Below are 22,473 nucleotides of genomic sequence, written 5' to 3' on the forward strand. Positions count from 1 at the left end.
GCGCCGCCGATGTGCGATGGAGCCGCGGATGCGGGAGGATCAGAGGCACGCGCGTGCCCGCGAGGGGCGCGGGACCTACGAGGAGCATCCATGAAGATCGCTGTGATCGGCTGCGGCTACCTGGGCGCGGTGCACGCCGCCGCGATGGCGTCGCTCGGCTACGAGACCGTCGGCGTCGACGTCGACGAGGCCAAGGTCGACCGCCTGCGACGGGGCGAGCCCCCCTTCTACGAGCCCGGCCTGCCGGAGCTCCTGCGCGCGGGCGTCGACGCCGGCACGCTGCGCTTCACGACGGACATCTCGGAGGCCGCGGGCAGCGACGTCGTCTTCATCGCCGTCGGCACGCCCCAGAAGGCGGGTTCCGACGCGGCCGACCTCACCTACGTCGACGCCGCGGTCGAGTCGCTCCTGCCGCATCTCGCGGCCGGCACCCTCGTGGCCGGCAAGTCGACGGTGCCCGTCGGCACCGCGCAGCGCCTCGCCGACCTCGTCGCCCCCACCGGCGCCTCGCTCGCCTGGAACCCCGAGTTCCTGCGCGAGGGCTTCGCGGTGGAGGACACGCTGCGCCCCGACCGGCTCGTCTACGGCGTCGCCGACGGCGACGACTCGGCCATCGCCTCCCTCGACGCTGTCTACGCCTCCATCCTCGAGCGCGGCACCGACCGCCTCGTCGTGAACTTCGCCACGGCCGAGCTCGTGAAGGTCTCTGCCAACGCCTTCCTCGCGACGAAGATCTCGTTCATCAACGCGATGGCCGAGCTCTCGGAGACCGTGGGCGCCGACGTCACGCAGCTCGCCGACGCGATCGGCCTCGACGCGCGCATCGGCCGCCGCTTCCTGAACGCCGGCCTCGGCTTCGGCGGCGGCTGCCTGCCCAAGGACATCCGAGCCTTCCAGGCCCGCGCCGACGAGCTCGGCCACGGCGAGACGCTCGGCTTCCTGCGAGAGGTCGACCAGATCAACCTGCGCCGCCGCGACCGCATGGTCGCGCTCGTCGAGCAGGAGCTCGAGCGCGTCGGCGGCGACCGCGTGGCCGTGCTCGGCCTCGCCTTCAAGCCCAACAGCGACGACGTGCGCGACTCGCCCGCGCTTGACGTCGCCCGCCGCCTGCAGGAGGGCGGCCGCGTCGTGCGGGCCTTCGACCCGGAGGCCAAGGGGACCGCGCTGCGCATCGTCCCGACGCTCCCGATCGTCGACTCGGTCGAGGAGGCCGTCGACGGCGCCGACGTCATCGCGCTCGGCACCGAGTGGCAGCACTTCCGCGACATCGACCCCGTGCGCCTCGCGGAGCTCACCCCCGCGCGCGTCGTGATCGACGGCCGCAACGCGCTCGACGCCGCCGCCTGGTCGGCCGCCGGCTTCACCGTCCTGGCGCTCGGCCGCCCCGACACCCCCGCCGCATGATCGTCGGCGTGGTCGGAGGCGGGCAGCTCGCCCGCATGATGATCCCCGCGGCCGTGGCGCTCGGCATCGAGCTGCGCGTGCTCGCCGAGGGCGAGGGCATGTCGGCGTCGCTCGCGGCGACCGCCGTCGGCGACTACCGCGACGAGGCGGCTGTGCTCGCCTTCGCGGAGGGCGTGGACGTCATCACCTTCGACCACGAGCACGTGCCGCAGGCGGTGCTCCGCGCGCTCGTCGAGGCAGGCCACCAGGTGCACCCGGGCCCCGACGCGCTGCGCTTCGCCCAGGACAAGCGCGAGATGCGCGCCCGCATGGCCGAGCTCGGCGCGCCGCAGCCCGACTGGGCGCCCGTCGACTCGGCCGACGACCTCGCCGCCTTCGTCGCCGAGCACGGCGGCGCAGGAGTGCTGAAGACCGCGACCGGCGGCTACGACGGGAAGGGCGTGCGCGTCGTGCGCTCGGTCGAGGAGGCTGCCGACTGGCTCGCGGGCGCCGCGGCCGGCGGCCCGCGCCTGCTCGTCGAGGAGCTCGTGCCGTTCCGCCGCGAGCTCGCGCAGCTCGTGGCGCGTCGTCCGTCGGGCGAGACCGTCGTGTGGCCGCTCGTGCAGACGATCCAGCAGGACTCGATCTGCGCCGAGGTGCTCGCGCCGGCGCCGGACGCCGCGAGCATCCAGCCCGTCGTCGACGACGTCGCGCGCTCGATCGCCGAGGGCCTGGGCGTCACGGGCGTGCTCGCGGTGGAGCTGTTCGAGACCTCCGACGGCCGCGTGCTCATCAACGAGCTCGCGATGCGGCCGCACAACTCGGGTCACTGGACGATCGACGGCGCCACGACGAGCCAGTTCGAGCAGCACCTCCGGGCCGTGCTCGACCTGCCGCTCGGTGCGACGGGCGTGCTCGCGCCCGCGGCCGTGATGGTGAACGTCATCGGCGGCCCCGCCTCGGGCGCGATGGCCGACCGCTACGCGGGCGCGCTCGCGGCGCACCCGGACGTCAAGGTCCACTCCTACGCGAAGTCGACGCGGGTCGGCCGCAAGGTCGGGCACGTCACCGCGATCGGCGACGACCTCGACGAGGTCGCCTACCGGGCCCGCGCCGCCGCCGCGCACTTCGACGCCTGACCGGCGCGCGGCGACGCGCCGCGCGCCGCGCCCCCGCCCGCCGCGCCTCCGCCCGCCGCCGGAGCGGCGATCGCCTCCGTGCGGTCGCTTCCGGCCCTCCGTGTGGTCGCTTCGCGCCCCGAAGTCGCCCTGTGGAGGGCGCGAAGCGACCACACCTCGATGGGTGGGTCGGGGCGTGCGGGCGCTGACACGGGTGGTCGGACCTCAGCGTCGGAGGACGTCGGGCGCCAGGCAGGTGGACCAGAAGCCCCGGCGCTCCACCGCTCGCGACGCCGCCTCGCGACGGCGCTCGCGGACCTCTCGCGCGAAGGCCTCCACGGCGGCACGCCCCTCTGCCCGATGGTGGTGGGCGCCGAAGCGTCGGATGCGCCACCCCAGCGCCTGGGGCGCCTCGAGGCGATCAAGATCGATCGCGCGCTGGCGCGGATCGGACCAGTGCTGCAGGCCGTCGTACTCCCAGCCCATCCGGAGCTCGGGCCATCCGCCGTCGAGCCGCAGCAGGAAGCGGCCGGCCTCGTCGAAGACGGAGAGGTTCAGGTGGTCGGTGCGCGCGCCGAGGCCGTCGAGGAGCAGGCGGTGCTCCGTCTCGCGCGGCGACTCCGCGCCGACGGCGCAGTCGCGCACCGCGGCGATCGCCCGTCCGATGCGGGGAGCGCCCCGCCGCCGCTCGCAGTGGTGGAGCAGGTCGCCGCGATCGATCCGGGCGTCGCCGCGTCGGTGCGAGACGAGCCAGTCGGCGACCGCCACGAGCGCGCGGTGCTCGAGCAGCGTGGCGAGGTGCACGAAGGTGTCGATCGGGGCCGTCACGCGCAGGCCCGCGGCCGTCGTCGTGCTCGTGCGCAGCCGGTGCCCGACGACGCCGGCGCGCCGCATCCTGCTCCCCGCCGTCGGCGCGGCCACGTGGATCGGCTCCGCGGGCCCGAGCGGCGGCAGCGGCATGCCGAGGAGCCGCGCGGCGGTCGTGTGCGAGAAGCAGTGGTCGGCTCGCGCGACGAGCGCGATCGCGTCGAGGAGCAGGCGCTCGTCGTCTCCCGCGAGGCTCCGCAGCGCGCGCACGCCCCGCGCCGGGATCGAGAACCTGGCGGCGCGCAGGCGCTTGGCGGTCGCGCCTGCAGCCATGGCGTCCGCGACGAGGAACGGCTGGTGGTCACGCATCCGAGCATGGTGACGACCCCGGCGCCCGCTCGCTCGCAGCGGTCGGCGCGCTGTGGATCAGCACCGGCTCGAGCGGCGTGGCTGTGGTCGCTCCGCGCCCGCCGAGATGCTCCAGGAGGGCGCGGAGCGACCACACCATGGGCGGGAGGTGACCATACCCCTGCGGCGCGGCGCGCGCCGGGTGCGGGCGGGCCTGCGCGGCACGCGTACCCTGGAGTGCATGCCTGCGGTCAGCATCATCATGGGTTCGGACTCCGACTGGCGGGTCATGGAGGCGGCCAAGGCCGTGCTCGATGAGCTCGGCATCGAGGCGGAGGTCGACGTCGTCTCGGCGCACCGCACCCCCGAGAAGATGGTCGGGTTCGCGCGCGGCGCCGCCGACCGGGGCGTCCGCGTCATCATCGCCGGCGCCGGGGGCGCCGCCCACCTGCCCGGCATGGTCGCCTCGATGACGCGCCTGCCCGTCGTGGGCGTGCCCGTCCCGCTCGAGCGGCTCGACGGCCTCGACAGCCTGCTCTCGATCGTGCAGATGCCCGCGGGCATCCCCGTCGCCACCGTGTCGATCGGCGGCGCCCGCAACGCCGGCATCCTCGCCGCGCGCATCCTCGGCACCGCCGACGCGGGGATCGCGGCCAGGCTCGACGCCTTCGCCGCCGACCTCGAGCGCCAGGTGGGCGAGAAGGCGCGCGCCCTGCAGGAGCGGGTGGGCGGCACCGCATGACGCTGCTGCGGGCAGGATCGCCGATGCGTCACCCGAACACGGGCGACGCGGCCGTGATGCAGCGTCGCGGCTGGTGGCTCGTCGCCATCGGCTTCCTGCTGCCCGGCAGCGCCCAGGTGCTCGCGGGCAACCGCAGGCTCGGGCGCGTCGGCATCGTCGCCACGATCGCGCTCGTCGCGCTCGTCGCGGTCGCCGCGATCCTCTGGGTCGCGTGGCGCGGGGCGCTGCTCGCGCTCGTCGGCACGGTCGCGGGCCTGCTCGTCGTGGAGGTCGTCCTCATCGCCTACGCGGTGCTGTGGCTCGTGCTCGGCCTCGACACGCTGCGCCTGGCGCGCCTGCCCAGCGTGCGAGGCCGAGCCCGCGCAGGCATCGCCGCCCTCGCGATCGTCGCGACCGTCGCGCCGGCGGCCCTCGCGGGCTACGGCGCGAGCCTCGTCGACACGTCGCGCACCGTCGTCGCCGACCTCTTCCAGGCCAGCGGCCCTCCTGTCGAGCCCATCGACGGCCGCTACACGTTCCTGCTCCTCGGCGGCGACGCCGGGGACGACCGCGTGGGCCTGCGCGCCGACTCGATGACCGTCGTCACCGTCAACGCCGAGACGGGTGCCGCGACGATGATCGGCGTGCCGCGCAACATGCGCAACGCGCCCTTCTCGGAGGGCTCGCCCATGTGGGGGCCGTGGCCGAACGGCTTCGACTGCGAGTCGAGCGACTGCCTGCTGAACGGCACCTACACCTACGGCGAGGCCCATCCCGAGCTCTACCCGGACGCCGTCGCGAACGGCTCGAGCCCCGGCATCGAGGCGACCCGCGATGCGGTCGAGGGCGTGACGGGCGTGCCGCTGCAGTTCTTCGTGCTCGTCGACATGCACGGCTTCGAGGACCTCATCGACGCCCTCGGCGGCATCGAGATCGAGGTGACCGAGCGGGTGCCGATCGCCATCGAGGGCGAGCCGGTGCGCGAGTGGATCGAGCCCGGCACCCGCACGCTCGACGGCCACGACGCGCTCTGGTACGCCCGCAGCCGCGCGGGCTCCTCCGACTACGCGCGCATGGCGCGCCAGCGGCAGGTGCAGGAGGCGCTCGTGGCGAACTTCACGCCCGACGTGCTGCTCACGAAGTACTCCGAGCTCGCGTCGGCCGGCGTCGACATGGTGGAGACCGACATCCCGCAGTCGATGGTCGGCAGCCTGTCGGAGCTGGCGCTCGAGACGCGCCGGTCCGAGATCACGAACCTCGAGCTCGTGCCGGACTCGGGCGTCAACACGGGCGACCCCGACTTCGAGCAGATCCACGCCATGGTGCAGCAGGCGCTCGCGGCCGCGGACGCCGTGCCCACGCCCACGCCCACGCCCACGCCGAGCCCGTAGCGGCGCGCCGCTACAGCTCGGCGTGCAGCTGCCACACCTGGGCGGCGGCGGCCTCCCAGGTGAAGGCGCGGGCGCGGTCCTGCGCGTGCAGGCCGAGGCGCGTGCGCTCGTCGCCGTCGTCGAGCAGGCGGCCGAGGGAGGCCGCGAGGCGGTCGGGCCCGCCGACGACGGGCACGCTCGCCTCGCCGCCGATCTCGAGCAGCGAGCGGGTGGCGGCGTGCACGGTGGGCGTGCCGAGGGCGGCTGCCTCGAGGAGCGTGAGCCCCAGCGCGTCCGCCTCCGAGACGTGGAGGTGCGCGAGGGCGCGCGCGTAGGCGACGGCGAGGTCGGCGTCGTCGAGGTCGCCGACCATGATGATGCGGCCCGCGGGGATGCCGGCCTCCACGGCGAGCGCCGCGAGGGTCGTCTCGCCCCAGCTCACGGGCCCGGCGACGACGACCCGGACGTCGGGCATGGAGCGGCTCGCGACGGTCGCGACGAGGCGCTCCGCCTGGCCGCGCGCGCCCGGCGAGGTCACGGCGAGCACGTACTCGTCCGGCAGGCCGAGGCGCCGCACCGTCCCGGCGTCGTCCTCGGGCGCCCGCAGCCAGGCGGCGGGGGCCGGGTGGATGACGCGCGCGCGATCGCCCACGTCGAAGCGCTCCGCGAGGTCCTCGGCGACGGCGGTCGTCGGCACGACGATGCCGTCGGCGCGCCGCACCGAGCGGTGCAGCGCGCGCTCGAACCAGCGGGCCTTCCGCTCGGAGCGGTCCGAGAGCGGCTGGAGGCCGTGCAGCGTGACCGTCACCTGGTCGCCCGTGCCCGCGTCGAGGCCGGTGGGCGCGAGCAGGCTCGTGGAGTGCACGAGGCCGCGCACGGGCAGCGTCGTGAGCGAGCGGAGCCACGCCTGCCGCAGCTCCCTGGCGGGCACGGCGGTCTGGCGCAGCTCGGCGAGCCCCGGGACGAGGGCGTGCACGCGCTCCTCGCGCGCGGGGGAGATGCGTGCGGCGAGTCCTGCGACCTCGAAGCCATCGGGGGCGGTCGCCACGAGGGCGCGGGCGATCTCGGCGCCGTAGCGGCCGACCATCGTCGTGGAGCGCTCGCCGACCTCGTCGAGGACGACCGTGAGGCGGCCGGTCACGCCGCGACCTCGCCGCGCGCGACCGCCTCGTGGAGCGCCTCGCGCCAGGGGCGCATGGGCGCGAGGCCACGGGCCGCCCAGGCATCGTGCGCGAGCACGGACCACGCCGGTCGAGGCGCGGCGCGCACGAAGGAGGCGGAGTCGGTGGGGCGCACGCGCTCGGGGTCGAGGCCCGCCTCCTCGAGCACGGCGCGAGCGAGGTCGAACCAGGTCGCCTCGCCGGCGTTCGTGCCGTGGAAGGTGCCCGAGCGCACACCCGCCTCGAGGAGCGCGCGGATGGCGCCGGCGAGGTCGCGGGTCCAGGTGGGCTGGCCGCGCTGGTCGTCCACGACGTCGAGCGTCTCGCGCTGCCCGGCGAGCCGGAGCATCGTGGCGGGGAACGAGGGGCCTCCGCGGCCGTACAGCCACGCCGTGCGGACCACGATCGTGTCGGGGTTCGCCTCGACCGCGAGCCGCTCGCCCTCGGCCTTGGTCCGACCGTACGCCGAGACGGGATCGACCGCGGCGTCCTCCGCGTAGGGTTCGCGCGCATCGCCGCGGAAGACGTAGTCCGTGGAGACCTGCACCAGCACGGCGCCCTGCTCGGCGGCGGCGGCGGCGAGGTTCGCAGCGCCCTGCGCGTTGAGCGCGAAGGCCGCCTCCTCGTCGGCCTCGGCATCGTCGACGCGCGTGTACGCGGCGCAGTTCACGATCGCGTCGATGCCGCGCACCGCGTCGCGGCAGGCCTCGGGATCGCGGATGTCCAGCTGGGCCGAGCCGGTCGAGACCACGTCGTGGTGCGAGAGCGCCTCGACGAGGTCGATGCCGAGCATGCCGGTGCCGCCGGCGATGAGGATGCGCATGGGCCTAGAGCGCCGCCCGCTCCTTGAGCGGCTCCCACCAGGAGCGGTGGTCGCGGTACCACTGCACGACGTCGGCGAGGCCCTGCTCGAAGGGCACCTGGGGCGCGTAGCCGAGCTCCGCCTGGATCTTCGAGATGTCGACCGAGTACCGGCGGTCATGGCCCTTGCGGTCGGCGACGGCGTCGACCGAGGACCAGTCGGCGCCCGTCGCCTCCAGCAGCAGCTCGGTGAGCCGTCGGTTGGTCAGCTCGGTGCCGCCGCCGATGTTGTAGACCTCGCCGGGGCGGCCGCCGCTGAGGACGAGCGCGATGCCGCGGCAGTGGTCGTCGACGTGGAGCCAGTCGCGCACGTTCTCGCCGTCGCCGTAGAGCGGGACGCGGTGTCCGTCGATGAGGTTCGTGACGAAGAGCGGGATGAGCTTCTCGGGGAAGTGGTAGGGCCCGTAGTTGTTCGAGCAGCGCGTGATCCGGACGTCCATGCCGTGGGTGCGGTGGTAGGAGCGGGCGAGCAGGTCGCTCCCCGCCTTCGACGCCGAGTAGGGGCTGTTGGGCTCGAGCGGGCGGTCCTCGCTCCAGGAGCCCTCGTCGATCGAGCCGTAGACCTCGTCGGTGGAGACGTGCACGAAGCGGCGCACGTCGTGGCGGAGCGCCGCGTCGAGGAGCCGCTGCGTGCCGACGACGTTCGTCTCGACGAACACCGAGGCGTCGCGCACGGAGCGGTCGACGTGGCTCTCGGCGGCGAAGTGCACGATGGCGTCGACGCCGGGGAGGATGCGGTCGAGGAGGCCCGTGTCGCGGATGTCGCCATGGACGAACGCGTAGTGCGGGTGCTCGGCGATGGGCGCCAGGTTCTGCGGGTTGCCGGAGTAGGTCAGTGCGTCGAGCACGGTGATCGATGCGCCCTCGAGGCCGGGCAGGCGGTCCGCCAGGGCCATGCGGACGAAGTTCGAGCCGATGAAGCCGGCGCCGCCGGTCACGAGGATCTGCACGCGTCGTTTCCTTTCCCATGCCGGCGGACCGGCGTACGGCGACCCATCCTACGCGGGGGCGCCCTCGGGAGGGCCGCCCTGGGCGGGCACGGGTAGGCTCGCTGGCGGCAGACCACGGAGGAGGGGCGTCGATGCGCGGCATCATCCTTGCGGGCGGCTCGGGCACGCGCCTGTGGCCCATCACCCGCGGCATCTCGAAGCAGCTCGTCCCGATCTTCGACAAGCCCATGATCTACTACCCGCTGTCGACGCTGATGATGGCCGGGATCCGCGAGGTGCTCGTGATCACGACGCCCGAGCACCACGAGCAGTTCGAGCGGCTGCTCGGCGACGGCTCGGAGCTCGGCATGCGCATCGAGTACGCGCAGCAGCCGAAGCCCGAGGGCCTCGCGCAGGCCTTCCTCATCGGCGCGGACTTCATCGGCGACGAGCCCGTCGCGCTCGTGCTGGGCGACAACATCTTCCACGGCACGGGACTGGGCTCGAGCCTCCGGCAGCACGACGACGTCGAGGGCGGCCTCATCTTCGCCTACCGCGTGGCGAACCCGCGGGCCTACGGCGTCGTGGAGTTCGACGAGCACGGTGCCGCCGTCTCGATCGAGGAGAAGCCCGAGTCGCCGAAGTCGAGCTACGCGGTGCCGGGCCTCTACTTCTACGACGCGAGCGTCGTCGAGGTCGCGCGCACGATCACGCCGAGCGCCCGCGGCGAGCTCGAGATCACCGCCATCAACGACCACTACCTCCGCGAGGGCCGGCTGCAGGTGCAGGTGCTCGACCGGGGCGTCGCGTGGCTCGACACGGGCACGTTCGAGTCGATGATGGCCGCGAGCGAGTACGTGCGGGTCATCGAGCAGCGGCAGGGCACCAAGATCGGCTGCATCGAGGAGATCGCATGGCGCGCCGGCTGGATCGACGACGAGCGGCTGCGGGCCCTCGCGCAGCCGCTCCTGAAGTCGGGCTACGGCGAGTACCTGGAGCGCCTGCCCGAGCAGCGCTGAGGCTCCCGCCTCACCAGAGGCCGAGCGTGAGCGCGAGGGCGAGCCATCGCCGCTCCGCCGGTTCGCGCCGCAGCTCCCCGGCGAGGCGCCGCAGCGCCATCCGGGACCCGAGGTCGCTGCGCTCGAAGAGCGGCGCCACGCGCGCCAGCCGGGGCTGCAGCGGCGGCTGCGCGAGCGCGAGCGCGAGCCGCGCGATCGCGCGGCACTGCGAGCGGTAGTGGCCGCTCGCCAGGCGGCGCGCTCGCACGAGCGCGGGCCGGATGCCGCGGTTCGCCCCCATGACGTTGGTGCCGTGCTGGCGGTAGTCGAGCGTGGGCTCCGGGTCGATGTGCCAGCGGCGGCCGGTCGCGCGCGCGATCGCGTAGAGCGTCCAGTCGTGCGGCACGGTCGTGTCGACGAGCGGGTGCGTGCGGACGACCTCGCGGATGCCGGTGAACGCGGCGGCGGTGAGCACGAACGTGCAGCCCGGGCCCGCCGACTCGAGCAGGAAGTCCAGGTCGGTCTGCGGCTGCGACTTCTCGACGTACGCGGTGCGCTCCGAGCCGTCCGGGTCCGTCCAGAACGCGGTGACGCTCGAGGAGACCGCATCGACCTCGTGGCGCGCGATGAGCGCGAGCTGGCGCGCGAGCCGGTCGTGGTGCCAGCGGTCGTCCTGGTCGGCGAGGGCGATCGCCGTCGCGCCGGTCACGTCCGCGTCGCGCACGAGCCGGAGGAAGTTCGCGGAGGCCGAGCCGGAGCGCTCGGGCGGGAGCAGGACGATGCGCTCGTCGCCCATCCGCTCGAGGATCGCGAGCGTGTCGTCGCTCGAGCCGTCGTCCGAGACCACGATGCGCACGTCGACGCCCTCCTGGTCGAGGATCGTGCGCAGCTGCTCCTCGATGAAGGCGGCGCCCTCGTAGGTCGCCATGAGCACGGCGACGAGCGGGCGCGCGGCGCGCGCGGCGGGCTCGGTGTCGCTCAGGATTGCCTCCGTGATCCGTCGGAGCGCGGGGGCGCGGTCCGATGAGGAAGCCTACCCGCGGGGGCTGCTGCCGACGCCCTGCATCGACTGTGCGGCGACCATGGGAAGGGCGCCGGATAGCCTGAGCACGATGAGCATCGAGGCAGCCGGCGCACGCATCGCGATCGTCGCCCACCGCGACCCGCGCGGAGAGGTCGGCGAGCGCGTCGACCTGCTCGTCGAGGGGCTGCGACAGATCGTCGACCGCGTCGTGCTCGTCGCCGACGCCCTCATGCCCGCCGGCCGCCAGCGCGCGGAGGCCGTGGCCGACCGCGTCGTCGTCGCGCCGGCGCCGACCGCGATCGCGCTGCTGGCCGCAGGCCTCGCCGCCGTCGACGACGAGGTGCGCGCGGCGTCGTCGGTGCTCGTCACCGACACGGAGCGATACGGGCCGCTGCGCGGGATCGAGCAGCCAGAACCGGAGCGCTGGGTCACGCGCGAAGGCGCCGCTGCGGACGCGTGGCTCCTCGTCCCGACCGCGCCGCGACACGCCCTCGAGCCCTCGCCGTGGCTGTGGTCGGGCACCGTCCATCGCAGCGCGACGTGGCGCGAGTGGTGGCACGGGGCCCGGACCGACACAGGCTCGCTCGGCATGCACGACCTCGTCCTGGCGCTCCGCGAGGCCGGGCTCGACGTCGTGTCGCGGCTCGGGGCGGTGGACCGCGCCGAGCGGGTGACCCTCGAGTCGCCCGGCCACGGCGGCTTCGTCGAGCGGGTGCTGCTGACGGCGGACCCGCTCGTGATCGAGGACCTCGCCCTCGACAGCGGAGCGGCCGCGCGAGTGCTCGGCTGGGACTACTCGGGCCGAGTGCTGGCGCGCGACCTTCAGCACGTCGCACCGCCGCGGCAGGTCCACACCGCGATGCAGGGCCTGCGGATCCTCACGGGCTTCCCGGAGATCGGGGGCGGCATCCCGCCGCGGCTCGGCGTCCTGACGCACATCTACTACCCGGAGGCGCTGCCGACCGTCGGCGTCTCGCTGCAGCACATGCCCGTCGACTGGACGTGGATCGTCACCACCGGCTCCGAGGAGTCGAAGGCGGCGATCGAGCATCGCTTCGAGGTCGAGGTCTCGCGGTGGCTGCAGCGCCTGCAGCGCTTCGAGGTGCGCGTGGTCGAGTCGAACCGGGGACGCGACATCTCGGCGTTCCTCATCGGCTGCGCCGACCTGCTGCGGCCCGGCGCGGACGGCCGCTACGCCTTCGACGTCGTGCTGAAGCTGCACTCGAAGCAGTCGCCGCAGGATCCGCTGCCCCGCGGGACGCGCTTCCAGCGTCATGCGCTCGGGAGCCTCCTCGGGCAGCAGCACCAGCAGAACGCCCTCCTCCAGCTCTTCATCGACGAGCCCGAGCTGGGCATGGCCATGCCGCCGCAGATCCACGTCGGCTACCCGACGCTCGGCCGTGCCTGGTTCGGCAACCGCCCCGCCGCGGAGCGCATGGCGAGCCGCCTCGGCATCGACGTGCCGTTCGACGAGGGCTCGCCGCTCGCGCCCTTCGGCTCGATGTTCGCGGCCCGACCCGAGGCGCTCCGGCCGCTCGTCGACAGCCTCGGCTGGCGCGACTTCCCGGACGAGTCCGGCTACCGGGACGGCGGCACCGCCCACGTCGTGGAGCGGCTCTTCGCCTACGCCGCCATCAGCGAGGGCTATACGGTGCGCACGGTGACGAGCCCCGAGCTCGCCGCCGAGTCGCACCAGCTGCTCGAGTGGAAGCTGCAGGAGATCCTGCGCGACGTGCCCGGCACCGCGCGCCAGCAGGTGCAGCTCGCGCACGCCGCGACGCGGGCCGCCGCGATCCCCGCGGGCGCGGCCGTGCGCGCGGCGCGCGTCGCGGGCCGCGGCGCGGCGGGCCTCGTGCGCGGCGCCCGGGAGGCGATGCGCCGCCTCCGCGAGGACGGCTGATGCGCGTCGTCGTCTTCCCCGCGTACCGCGAGAATCCGTTCCTCGGCCTCCTGCTCTCGGGCGCCGAGCGCGAGGGCGCGACGATCGTCGACGCCCGCACGCTCGACGAGCTCGCGGCGGCGCTCGCGGTCGGACCCGCCGAGACCGTGCTCTCGATCCACTGGACGAACCCCGTCGCGCAGTCGACGCGCAACCCCGCGGTCGCCGTGCGGAACGCGCTCCGCCTGCGCCGACTGCTCCGCGCCGCGAAGGCGCAGGGTGCTCGCGTGGTCTGGACCGTCCACAACGTGCTGCCGCACGGCGCGCGCTTCCCCCGCATCGAGCGCTGGCTGCACCGGATGCTGGCGGCGGAGGCCGACCGCGTCCACGTCATGCACCCCGACACCGCGGCGCTCGCGGCGCCCCGCTACCGCCTCCCGGCCGATCGGGTGCGACACATCGCGCACCCGAGCTACGCGGGCGCCGTCGCGCCGGCCGCCGACCGCGCCGCCGAGCGCGCGCGCCTCGGCATCGGCGAGCGCGAGGCCGCGGTGCTGTTCCTCGGGCAGATGCGCGCCTACAAGGGCGTGCTCGAGCTCGTCGCGGCGGCAGGGGAGGCCCGGCGCGCCGACGGCATCGTGCTGCTGCTCGCAGGCAACGCGACGCCCGAGGAGGCCGCCGCGATCGAGGCGGCGCTCTCGGACCATCCCGGGCTGCGCGCGATCCGCGAGCTGCGCTTCGTCGACGACGCGGCCGTGCCGGGCTGGTTCGCGGCCGCCGACGCGGTCGCGCTGCCGTACCGCCGCATCCTCAACTCGGGCAGCGTGCTGCTGGCGGCCACGTACGGCGCACCGGTGCTGCTGCCCGACGAGCCGCACCTGCGGCGCGAGCTGGGCGACGAGCGCTGGGTGACGCTCTTCGACGGCCCCGAGGGCCTGCGAGCGGCGATCGAGGCGGTGGTCGTCGACGACGCCGAGGCGCGCGCCGCCGCGCTCGCCCACGCGGCCGCGTGGACGGGCGAGCAGGCGGGAGCGGCCTACCTCGCGCTCCTCCACGAGGCGCGCGAGGCCTGAGCCACGGGACGCGTCCGCGTCAGCGGCGGCGCAGGAAGCGCCGACGGCGCGGGCGCGCCGGCTCGGTCGAGCGGCGGGCGGCGGCCACCGCCTCGACCTCGTCGAGCAGCGCCAGGTAGTCCTCGCCCATCGCGTACGGCGAGCGCTCGCGCGCGTAGGCGAGCGCCGACTCCCGCACCGCCGGGTCGCGGTACCAGCCGGAGGCCAGCAGCTCGGCGATCGACGCCGCCGGGTCCTCGGTGTCGAAGAACCGGATCCAGGCCTCGTCGCCGTAGTCGGCGGTGATCGTGTGCTCGTCGGGCAGCATCACCGGCAGGCCGAAGGTGGCCGCGAGGTGCATCGTGCCCGAGTTGAGGATGTTGCGGTACGGCAGCACCGCGACGTCGGCGGCCGAGAACCAGGCGGCGATCTCGTCGTCCTCCATGTAGCGGAGCGCGGCCGTGACGTCGACCTCCGAGTCGACGAAGCGCTGCACCTCGTCGCGGATCTTCGGCGCGGGCTTGCCGGCGAGCAGCACCTCGATCGGCGTCTCGGTGCCGTGCAGCCGGCGCGCGGCCTCGAAGAGGTGCTCGAGGCCCTTGTAGGGGCGGATCTGGCCGAAGAACAGCGCCTGCGTCGTGCCCTGGCCCGCGCCGATCTCCTCGCGCGCCGCCGCCTGCTCGAGCCGTGCGCCGTAGATGCCGGCGTAGCTCGAGTGCGGCAGCACGCGCACCTTCTCGGGCGGCAGCACGTAGAGGTCGCCGATCGCCTCCTGCGTCGTCGTGCCGAGCGTGTGGATGAGATCGGCCCGGTCGGCGATGCCCTGGTGGAGGCGGATCGCGGCGTCGCGGAAGCGCGAGTCGTGGGGGAGCACGTTGTGCACGGTCCAGAGGATCGGGCGGCCGTGCGCGCGCGCGGCGTCGAGGCCCGCGAGCACCCCGTCGACCGTCGCGTCCGCGTCGGCCTGGTCGTGCGCCCGCTCGGTGATGGGGCTCGTCCACTGGATGTGGACGATGCCGTCGGCGCTCGGCTTCTCGAGGTCGCCGATGAGGGCGTCGGGGCGCTCCGAGCCCGGGATGCCGATGCCCGCGCCGCGCGCGGCGAGCTGCAGCATCGCCACGTAGGGGTTCTCGCCCCAGTCGGGGAACGAGTAGACCCTGCGGTGCTCGCGCTCCGGGCGCGGGGCGGCGGTGACCGCCTCGTGCCGGCGCTCGACCGTCCACCGCAGCGGCGCAGGTGCCGCGAACCCCACCTCGACGCGCACGCGGTCGATGGGGTCGTCGATGTCGAGGCGGACGGGCGGCTCCGTGGCCGCGAGGGGCAGCTCGATCGGGCCGCGCTGGCGGCGGTCGCGTCGGAGCCATGCGCGCAGCGCTCGCCCCGCCACGCGAGCGTCGGTCGGCAGCGGGGCGCTGAACGCCGCGAGCGCCGGATCCTCCGCGCTCGGCGTGGCCCAGACCGGCACCTTCCGGCGCACGCTGCCGTCGGCCGAGCGGAGCACGACGCTGAGGCCGTCCGCGCTCGTGAGGGGGGCGCCGAGGTCGACCCGGCCGCGCAGCACGAGCCCGCGGTGCTCCAGGCGGGCCCCGGTCACCGCCGCGGTGCGCAGCGGGAGGCGCTCGAGCAGCGTCCAGGCGAGTGCGGCGACCTCCGTCCCGCGGAGGCGGTCGGGCGCCGCGGGCGACGCGACGTCCGCGAACGCCTCGCGGGGCAGCGCCGCGACGGCCTCCTCCGCCTCGGCGATGAGCGCTCCGGCGTCCTCGACGAGCTCGTGCGCGATCGGCGCGACGACGCGCGAGACGAGGATCTCGGCGGCGAGCCTGGCCTCGATCGGCTCGGAGGCGTCGAGCAGCGCCGCGGCCCGGAGCGCCGCGACCGCGGTCACGGCGGCCGCCTTGGGCGTCGGCGCGGCGAGCGGGCTCGCGACGACGGACTCGACGCCCTCCCAGGCGCGCCGCTCCTCGTCGCCGAGGCCTGCGAGCGCGCGCCCGAGGCCGCTCCACCGGCGCGTGGCGACGCCGCGCGCGAACGCCAGCAGCGCGATCCCCCGCACCGGGTCGAGCAGGTCGACGTCGTCGCCCAGCACCTCGACCATCCGCGCGGCGAGGCGCTCGATGCCCGCGAGGAGCGCAGGGTCGTCGACCAGGTGGACCAGCTCCGCCCGGGTCCACCACTGGCCGAGGGTGTGGCTCCCCACGTAGTGCACGGTCGCGGCGCGGTCGCCGTGCGCCTCGACGGCGTCGATCGTCTCGATCGCCTGGTCCACCCAGTCGCCGAGGGTGGAGGGCCGCAGGTAGTCGGCGCTCACGGTGGCCTCGTGCCTGCGGTGGAGGTAGACCTCGCGCGGCACGACGGCGATCGTCTCGGCCGCGAGCTGCATGCGGAGCATCGGGGCGATGTCCTCGCAGTGGATGCCCTCCGGGAACCGCAGGCCGATGCGGTCGAGCAGGTCGCGGCGGAAGAGCTTCGCCCAGACGACGTGATCCTCGAGCAGCGACGGCATGTCCGCGAGGCGGTAGGAGCCCCAGCCGCGCGAGAACTGCTCGCCCGCCATCGTCCAGTAGCGCACGCGGCGGCCGTTGGGGAAGAAGTCGGTGCCGATGCCGGTCGCGATCTCGGCGCCGGTGCCCTCGAGCGCGGTCACGAGCGACTCGAGCGCATCCGGCGTCAGGACGTCGTCCGAGTCCGAGAAGGCGAGGAGCGAGCCGTTCGCGTGGTCCAGCCCGACGTTGCGGGCACGACCGATGCCGCCATTCTCGGTCGCGATCACCCGGAATCGCGCGTCGCGCCGCTCGTACGAGCGCGCGACGGCCTCGGAGGCGTCGGGCGAGCCGTCGATGACGAGCACGGCCTCCCAGTGGTCCCAGGTCTGCGCGAGCATCGAGTCGAGCAGCTCGGGCAGGACGGCCTCGACGTTGTAGACGGGTACGATGATCGAGATCAGAGGCCGGTCGCTCCGCTCGTGCGTCGAGGCATTCGACAAGGGATGCTCCATCGGTCGGGGGCGGGGTACCGGTCAAGTGTAGGGAGTCCGTTTGAGCCAGAGCACGTTCCCGTCGGTCGTCGACGGCGAGAGCCCGACGCCCGTCGTCTCGGTGATCATCCCCACGAAGAACGTGGGGGAGTGGATCCCGCAGACCGTGGAGTCGCTCAAGGGCCAGGACCTCCAGGACCTCGAGGTGATCGTGGTCGACGACGCCTCGACCGACGACACGGTGGAGCGCTTCGAGGAGGCGGCGGCGGGCGACCCGCGCTTCCGCATCATCGCGAACCCCGGCAGCGGCGGGGCCCAGGCTCGCAACCACGCGATCACCCTCGCGCGGGGCGAGTTCCTCGCCTTCGCGGACGGGGACGACATCGTGCCCTCGGGCGCCTACCGCACCCTGGTCGACCAGGCTCGGGCATCGGGCGCCGAGATGGTGGTCGGGAACCACCTCATCATGGCGCCGCAGCAGATCAGCTCGCGCGACCGCTCGGTGCCGCTCTACCGCGGGGTGCGCACCGGGATCACGCTGCTGGACGAGCCGCGCTTCCTCCGCGATCGCGTCTGCTGGAACCGCATCATCCGTCGTGCCTCGTGGCACTCCGCCGGGCTCGCGTTCGCCGACTCGCGCCGCTCGAACGACATCCAGGCCATGACCCACGCCTACTGCGCGTTCGCGTTCGACGTGGTGCCCGAGCCGGTGTACGCCTACCGGCGACGCATCGGGCGCACGTCGATGACCTCGGCCAAGCACCAGCCCGGCCCGCTGCTCGACCACTTCCGCCAGGAGCTCGCGTGCTTCGAGGCGGTGCGGCGCCTCGGCGACGAGCGCGTGCTGGAGCAGTACTTCGCGGGCATCCTCGAGTTCGACATCTGGGCGCACGGCGTCGTGGCGATCGAGTCGGAGGACGACGAGTTCGAGGAGGTGCGCGACCTGCTCGTCGAGCTCGTCACCGCCGCGCCCCAGCGGGCGCGCGACCGGCTCCCGCTGCGCCCGAGGCTCGCGTACGGCCTCGTCGCGAAGCGCCAGTGGGCCGCGGCCCGCACGATCCTGGGCGAGCCGGGGTCGGCGATGGCGGAGGCGATCGAGCGCAGCGACGTCGAGACCTTCGTGCGCGCGTGCGTGGAGTCGGACCCCGGTGCGCACGAGGCGCTCGCCGATCTCGTGCGCTCCGCATGCCTCGCGCCCATCGCGAGCGGCACTGCGGACGAGGCCCACGTGGCGCGGCTGCACGCCCTCGCGCGGAGGATGCACCGCGCCGGCATCGCCGACCAGGCCTTCACGCGACGCGAGCTCCACCTGCTCGCGATCGAGGGCGAGGTCTCCGCCGACGAGGTGCGCGCGCGGGCCGCGGAGGCGCTGCCGGCGGAGACGCTGCAGGCGACGGCCAACGCCGCCCGGGACGCGCTCGCGCGCATCCGCCGCGGCGGCATCCGGGAGGCGGCTCGCGTCGCGGTGCGCGTCCGGCCCCGCCACCTGCTCGTGCTCGCGCGGGAGACCCGTCCCCGGCACGTCGCGGCGGCGGCCCGGAAGGCGGCGCGCTACGCTCGCCGTCGCCTCGGCCGCTGACGCGCCCCGCTCCGACCACCGAAGACGTGCCATGACCTCCCTCCCCGCTGCCGCGCACCTGCCGAAGGACGATCGGCGCAGCCCCAAGCCGGGTCAGCGCCGCGACATCCAGGGGCTCCGGATGCTCGCTGTGGTGAGCGTGATCGCGAACCACGTGTCCGGCTGGCCGCTCGGCGGCTTCGTCGGCGTCGACGTGTTCTTCGTGATCTCCGGCTTCCTCATCACCGGTCTCCTCCTGCGCGAGCACGAGCGGTCGGGCCGCATCTCCTTCTCGGACTTCTACCGGCGTCGGATCAAGCGGCTCATGCCCGCAGCGCTGACCGTCCTGCTCGTCACGGTCGTGGTCGGGGCCTTCGCGCTGCCCCACACGCGAGCGGTCCAGGCCGCGGTCGACGCCGTCTTCGCCGCGCTCTTCACCGTCAACTGGCGCCTCGCGACCGTGGGCACCGACTACTTCTCGGCCGGGCAGGCGCCCTCCCCGGTGCAGCACTACTGGTCGCTGTCGGTGGAGGAGCAGTTCTACGTCGTGTGGCCGATCGTCATCGTGCTGGTGCTGTGGCTCGCCGGGCGCGCCGCCCTGGGGCGAGCAGGGCGCGGCGGCATCGTGCTCGCGGCCGCCACGGCCCTCACCGTCGCCTCCTTCGCGTGGGCGATGCACGAGACCCGCACCGACGAGGCGTTCGCCTACTTCTCGACGCTCTCCAGGGCGTGGGAGCTCGGCGTCGGCGCCATCGTCGCGATCCTCGCCCAGTACTCGACGCGGCGCGTGCCGCACGCCGTCGCGCCGTGGCTGGGCCTCGCGGGGACCGCGGGCATCCTCGTGTCGTGCTTCGTCATCGCGCCCACGCCCGGGTTCCCGGCGCCGAGCGGGCTGCTGCCGGTGCTCTCGACCGCGCTCGTGCTCGCCGCAGGGCTCTCCGCCGGCCGCCGCTACGACCGCGTGAACCTGCTCCTGACGAACCGCGTCGCGAACTACGTCGGCGACATCTCCTACTCCCTCTACCTCTGGCACTTCCCCGTCATCGTCCTCGGCGCGGCCTTCGTGGCGCAGGAGTCGCGCTGGTTCCTGCTCGGCGCCGTGACGCTGACGGTCGTCCTCGCCTCGCTCAGCTACCGCTTCATCGAGGATCCGGCGCGCCGATCCGCCTGGCTGACGCCCCGCTGGCGGTGGACCCCGCGCCGCACGACGGCGTGGATCGCCGCGGGCGCGATCGTGCTCGTCTCGGGCGCCGTCGCGGGCGCGAGGCTCGCGACCCCTCCCGCCGAGCCCGAGCCGACGGACGTCGCGGTGCAGGGATGCGTGGGGTACGACGCGCTGGCCAACGGCTGCGACCCCGCGACGCTCTCCGGCGAGGTGACCCCCAGCGCAGACCTCCTCGCGGACGACACGGGCGACGCCTACGCCTGCTGGCGCGAGGAGGGCGGCGCGCTGGAGTCCTGCACGCTCGGCAGCGAGGCCGCCGACGCGCGCCGGGTCGCGATCGTCGGCGACAGCCATGCCGCGATGCTCATGCCGGCGATCGAGCCGAGCCTCGACGATCTCGGCTGGAGCCTCGACACCTACATCGGCTACGGCTGCCAGTGGCGCACGCCCGAGCCCTCGAGCGATTGCGCCGAGGTGATCGGGCAGGCCTCCGAGCGCCTCGCATCGGGGGACTACGACCTCATCATCACGACCGCCGCCCGCTGGGCCTCGAGCGACGCCGCCGCCGCCGACGCCTATGCCGAGGCGTGGGGCCGCGCGACGGCGGCGGGCTCCACCGTCGTGGTCGTCGGCGACGCGCCGACGGTGAGCGAGGAGGCGCTGGCGTGCGTCGCCCGCGTGGGCTACGACCCGCGGACGGACGACTGCTCGACGCCCCTCGAGGCCGCGATGAGCCCTGCGGATCCGCTGCTCGCGGCCGCCGAGGCGACCGACGGCGCGGCGATCGTCGACGTGACCGACCTCTACTGCACCGAGGCGTCCTGTCCCGCGTCGATCGGCGGCGTGCTCGTCTACCGCGACGCGGTCGGCCACGTCACCGCAACGTACATGCGCTCGCTCGCCCCGACGCTGCTCGAGCGCATCGTGACGGCGGCGGGCTGACGTGGGGCGCAGGGGCTCCGCAGGTATCATCCAGGGCAGTGCATCGCCCGTCCGGGTGTGCCGGATGGCTGGAGGAGCATGACCGCGGGCGTGGAGCGCGAGCGATCGGGATCGCGCGCGATCACCTTCAACCTCCTCAAGAACCTCACCCTGCGCGAGGTGCGCTCGGAGTACAAGCGCACCGCGCTCGGCAGGCTGTGGTCGTTCATCAACCCGCTCGCGCAGATCGCGATCTACGGCATCGTCTTCGGCGTCATCTTCGGCGCCGAGCCCGAGCCCGGCATCAACTCGGGCATCCACCTCTTCGCGCTGTGGCTCGGCGTCGGCATCGTCACCTGGGGCTTCATCAACGGCGGCATCCGCGAGGCGATGCAGTCGTTCCTCAGCTACCAGGGCCTGCTCAAGAAGGTGTCGCTGCCCCGCTGGACGCTGCCCGCCTCGAAGGTGCTCTCGAAGGGGATCACCTACCTGACGGAGATCGCCGTGGTCGCGGTGATCTGCGGCTTCCTGGGCGGCTGGGAGATCCTCCTCCGCATCTGGATGCTCGTGCCGCTGCTGCTGCTGACCGCCGCGTTCATCTACGGCATCGGGCTCGTGCTCGCGATCGGCATCGTCTACTTCCGCGACATCGAGCACTTCTGGGGGATCCTCACCCAGATCTTCTTCTACGCCTCGGGAATCATGATCCCCCGGACGACCGTCGCGAGCGTCCAGTCGAGCCTCGACGCCGCCGGCCACACCTTCCTGGGGGGTCCGATCCCGCTCCTCGCGCTCTTCGAGGCGAACCCCGTCTACCAGTTCCTCACCGCCTACCGGCGCGTCGTCTACGACTTCGCGTTCCCGGAGTGGCAGATCATGCTGTCGCTGACGCTGTGGTCGCTCGGAGCCGTCGTCGTGGGGCTGTTCGTCTACACGAGGTACCAGGCGAAGATCGTGGAGGAGCTCTAGTGGCGCAGAACGCCGTCGAGGTGCGGAACGTCTCGAAGACCTTCCGCGTCTACCACGACCGCAACCAGTCGATCAAGGCGACGATCCTCAAGGGCGGGCGCGCGAAGTACGAGGACTTCTGGGCGCTGCGCGACGTCTCGCTCGACGTGCCGCAGGGCGGCACGTTCGGCCTGCTGGGGCTCAACGGCTCGGGCAAGTCGACCCTCCTCAAGTGCATCGCGGGCATCCTGCAGCCCAACGACGGCGAGATCACGACGCGCGGCCGCATGGCGGCGATGCTCGAGGTGGGGTCCGGCTTCCACCCCGAGCTCTCCGGGCGCGAGAACGTCTACCTCAACGGCGCGATCCTCGGGATGAGCGACAAGGAGGTCGACCGCAAGCTCGAGTCGATCATCGACTTCGCGGGGGTCGAGCGGTTCATCGACCACCCGGTCAAGAACTACTCGAGCGGCATGTACGTGCGGCTGGGGTTCTCGGTCGCGATCCACACCCAGCCGGAGCTGATGCTCGTCGACGAGGTCCTGGCCGTGGGCGACAAGGACTTCCAGGCGAAGTGCCTCGGGAAGTTCGACGAGCTCAAGTCCGAGGGCAAGACGGTCGTGGTCGTCTCGCACTCGATGGGCACCATGCGCACCTTCTGCGACCGGGCGGCGTGGCTGCAGCACGGCGAGCTCCAGTCGGTGGGCACGGCCGCCGAGGTGGTCGACCAGTACGCGGGCTCCGGCGAGCCCGTCGTCGAGCTGCCGGGCGGCGGCAAGCGGCGCGGCTCGGGGGAGGCGCTCTTCACGCGCATCCAGGTGCTCGGCGCCGACGGGCGCCCCGTCGACGAGGTGTCGCCCGACGAGCCCGTCCGCCTGCGGCTCGACTTCGAGGCGCGGGAGCGGATCGAGCGTCCCGTCTTCTCGGCGTCCGTCGTGAACGCCCAGCAGCTCAACATGTTCCGCATCAACGGCATCGATCGCCAGTGGATCCCGGACGTGCTCGAGCCGGGCCACGGCTCGCTCGAGATCGAGGTCGCCTCGCTGCCGTTCGCATCCGGCGAGTACCACGTGAACGCCGAGCTGCGCGAGCAGGGCAACCCGATCCCCGCGGACGACCTCCGCGAGTCGTGCGCGATCCGGATCCGCCGCGGCGAGCAGTGGACGGCCCGCTCGCTCGTGTACGTGCCCTCGGCCTTCGAGCGGCTCGACGCCGGCCTCTCGGCGCCCCGCGACTGACGCCGAGGGTCGCTGCGGA

The 22,473-nt window shown here is 74.0% G+C and carries 17 protein-coding genes; 11 read left to right on the top strand and 6 right to left on the bottom strand.

The annotated features are described in order from the left end of the window. Positions 1-90: 90 nt before the first annotated feature. Positions 91-1,404 (top strand): UDP-glucose dehydrogenase family protein, encoded by a 1,314-nt coding sequence (locus OVA14_RS07645; protein WP_267503334.1) that lies wholly within the window; start codon positions 91-93, stop codon positions 1,402-1,404. Then, on the top strand, positions 1,401-2,522 hold the full coding sequence (locus tag OVA14_RS07650) for a 5-(carboxyamino)imidazole ribonucleotide synthase (RefSeq protein WP_267503335.1): 1,122 nt from the start codon (positions 1,401-1,403) through the stop codon (positions 2,520-2,522). Before OVA14_RS07645 ends, OVA14_RS07650 begins: the two co-directional genes overlap by 4 nt. Before the next feature lie 204 nt (positions 2,523-2,726). On the opposite strand, the gene OVA14_RS07655 is transcribed toward OVA14_RS07650, so the two are convergent. Beyond that, a complete protein-coding gene (locus OVA14_RS07655; RefSeq protein ID WP_267503336.1) occupies positions 2,727-3,677 on the bottom strand; it encodes a hypothetical protein in 951 nt (316 codons plus the stop codon). Positions 3,678-3,897: 220 nt separating this feature from the next. Between OVA14_RS07655 and purE the strand changes: the two genes are divergently transcribed. Together purE and OVA14_RS07665 are read left to right on the top strand one after the other, a co-directional pair. Further along, positions 3,898-4,398 carry a 5-(carboxyamino)imidazole ribonucleotide mutase gene (gene purE / locus OVA14_RS07660; RefSeq protein WP_267503337.1) on the top strand — a complete coding sequence of 167 codons (501 nt, stop codon included), beginning with the start codon at positions 3,898-3,900 and terminating at the stop codon, positions 4,396-4,398. 23 nt (positions 4,399-4,421) lie between these two features. Next, positions 4,422-5,768, top strand: coding sequence for an LCP family protein (locus tag OVA14_RS07665; protein WP_267503338.1), 1,347 nt, complete (start codon positions 4,422-4,424; stop codon positions 5,766-5,768). Between the two features lie 10 nt (positions 5,769-5,778). Here OVA14_RS07665 and OVA14_RS07670 read toward each other — a convergent pair whose 3' ends face one another. Genes OVA14_RS07670 through rfbB form a run of 3 tightly spaced genes read right to left on the bottom strand, consistent with a single transcriptional unit; the run spans position 5,779 to position 8,718 of the window. Next, positions 5,779-6,888, bottom strand: a complete 1,110-nt coding sequence (locus OVA14_RS07670; protein ID WP_267503339.1) for a glycosyltransferase family protein — start codon at positions 6,886-6,888, stop codon at positions 5,779-5,781. Further along, complete coding sequence (gene rfbD, locus OVA14_RS07675; protein WP_267503340.1) at positions 6,885-7,730, bottom strand: dTDP-4-dehydrorhamnose reductase; 846 nt, start codon at positions 7,728-7,730, stop codon at positions 6,885-6,887. The genes OVA14_RS07670 and rfbD overlap by 4 nt, the downstream gene beginning before the upstream one ends. A 4-nt stretch (positions 7,731-7,734) precedes the next feature. Next, positions 7,735-8,718: a dTDP-glucose 4,6-dehydratase gene (rfbB, locus tag OVA14_RS07680; RefSeq protein WP_267503341.1), complete on the bottom strand. Its 984-nt coding sequence runs from the start codon at positions 8,716-8,718 to the stop codon at positions 7,735-7,737. A 131-nt stretch (positions 8,719-8,849) separates the two neighbouring features. On the opposite strand from rfbB, the gene rfbA reads away from it, so the two are divergent. Further along, positions 8,850-9,716 (top strand): glucose-1-phosphate thymidylyltransferase RfbA, encoded by an 867-nt coding sequence (rfbA, locus tag OVA14_RS07685; protein ID WP_267503342.1) that lies wholly within the window; start codon positions 8,850-8,852, stop codon positions 9,714-9,716. A 10-nt stretch (positions 9,717-9,726) separates the two neighbouring features. Here rfbA and OVA14_RS07690 read toward each other — a convergent pair whose 3' ends face one another. After that, entirely contained in the window at positions 9,727-10,623 is an 897-nt protein-coding gene (locus OVA14_RS07690; RefSeq protein ID WP_267505527.1) for a glycosyltransferase, read from the bottom strand. 184 nt (positions 10,624-10,807) lie between these two features. Between OVA14_RS07690 and OVA14_RS07695 the strand changes: the two genes are divergently transcribed. Together OVA14_RS07695 and OVA14_RS07700 are read left to right on the top strand one after the other, a co-directional pair. Beyond that, on the top strand, positions 10,808-12,619 hold the full coding sequence (locus OVA14_RS07695; protein WP_267503343.1) for a rhamnan synthesis F family protein: 1,812 nt from the start codon (positions 10,808-10,810) through the stop codon (positions 12,617-12,619). Then, on the top strand, positions 12,619-13,671 hold the full coding sequence (locus OVA14_RS07700; protein ID WP_267503344.1) for a glycosyltransferase: 1,053 nt from the start codon (positions 12,619-12,621) through the stop codon (positions 13,669-13,671). The genes OVA14_RS07695 and OVA14_RS07700 overlap by 1 nt, the downstream gene beginning before the upstream one ends. A gap of 19 nt (positions 13,672-13,690) precedes the next feature. Here OVA14_RS07700 and OVA14_RS07705 read toward each other — a convergent pair whose 3' ends face one another. Continuing rightward, positions 13,691-16,633: a glycosyltransferase gene (locus tag OVA14_RS07705; RefSeq protein WP_267503345.1), complete on the bottom strand. Its 2,943-nt coding sequence runs from the start codon at positions 16,631-16,633 to the stop codon at positions 13,691-13,693. A gap of 52 nt (positions 16,634-16,685) precedes the next feature. Here OVA14_RS07705 and OVA14_RS07710 point away from each other — a divergent pair, with 52 nt between their 5' ends. From OVA14_RS07710 to OVA14_RS07725, 4 genes are all read left to right on the top strand, one after another. Beyond that, the gene (locus OVA14_RS07710; RefSeq protein WP_267503346.1) at positions 16,686-18,203 is read left to right on the top strand and encodes a glycosyltransferase family 2 protein; all 1,518 of its coding nucleotides are present in this window, start codon (positions 16,686-16,688) and stop codon (positions 18,201-18,203) included. A 31-nt stretch (positions 18,204-18,234) separates the two neighbouring features. Next, positions 18,235-20,289, top strand: a complete 2,055-nt coding sequence (locus OVA14_RS07715; RefSeq protein WP_267503347.1) for an acyltransferase family protein — start codon at positions 18,235-18,237, stop codon at positions 20,287-20,289. Between the two features lie 78 nt (positions 20,290-20,367). Further along, on the top strand, positions 20,368-21,237 hold the full coding sequence (locus OVA14_RS07720) for an ABC transporter permease (RefSeq protein ID WP_267503348.1): 870 nt from the start codon (positions 20,368-20,370) through the stop codon (positions 21,235-21,237). After that, positions 21,237-22,454, top strand: a complete 1,218-nt coding sequence (locus OVA14_RS07725; protein ID WP_267503349.1) for an ABC transporter ATP-binding protein — start codon at positions 21,237-21,239, stop codon at positions 22,452-22,454. Before OVA14_RS07720 ends, OVA14_RS07725 begins: the two co-directional genes overlap by 1 nt. Positions 22,455-22,473: the final 19 nt, after the last annotated feature.

This window comes from Agrococcus sp. SL85, from assembly GCF_026625845.1.
GTDB lineage: Bacteria > Actinomycetota > Actinomycetes > Actinomycetales > Microbacteriaceae > Agrococcus.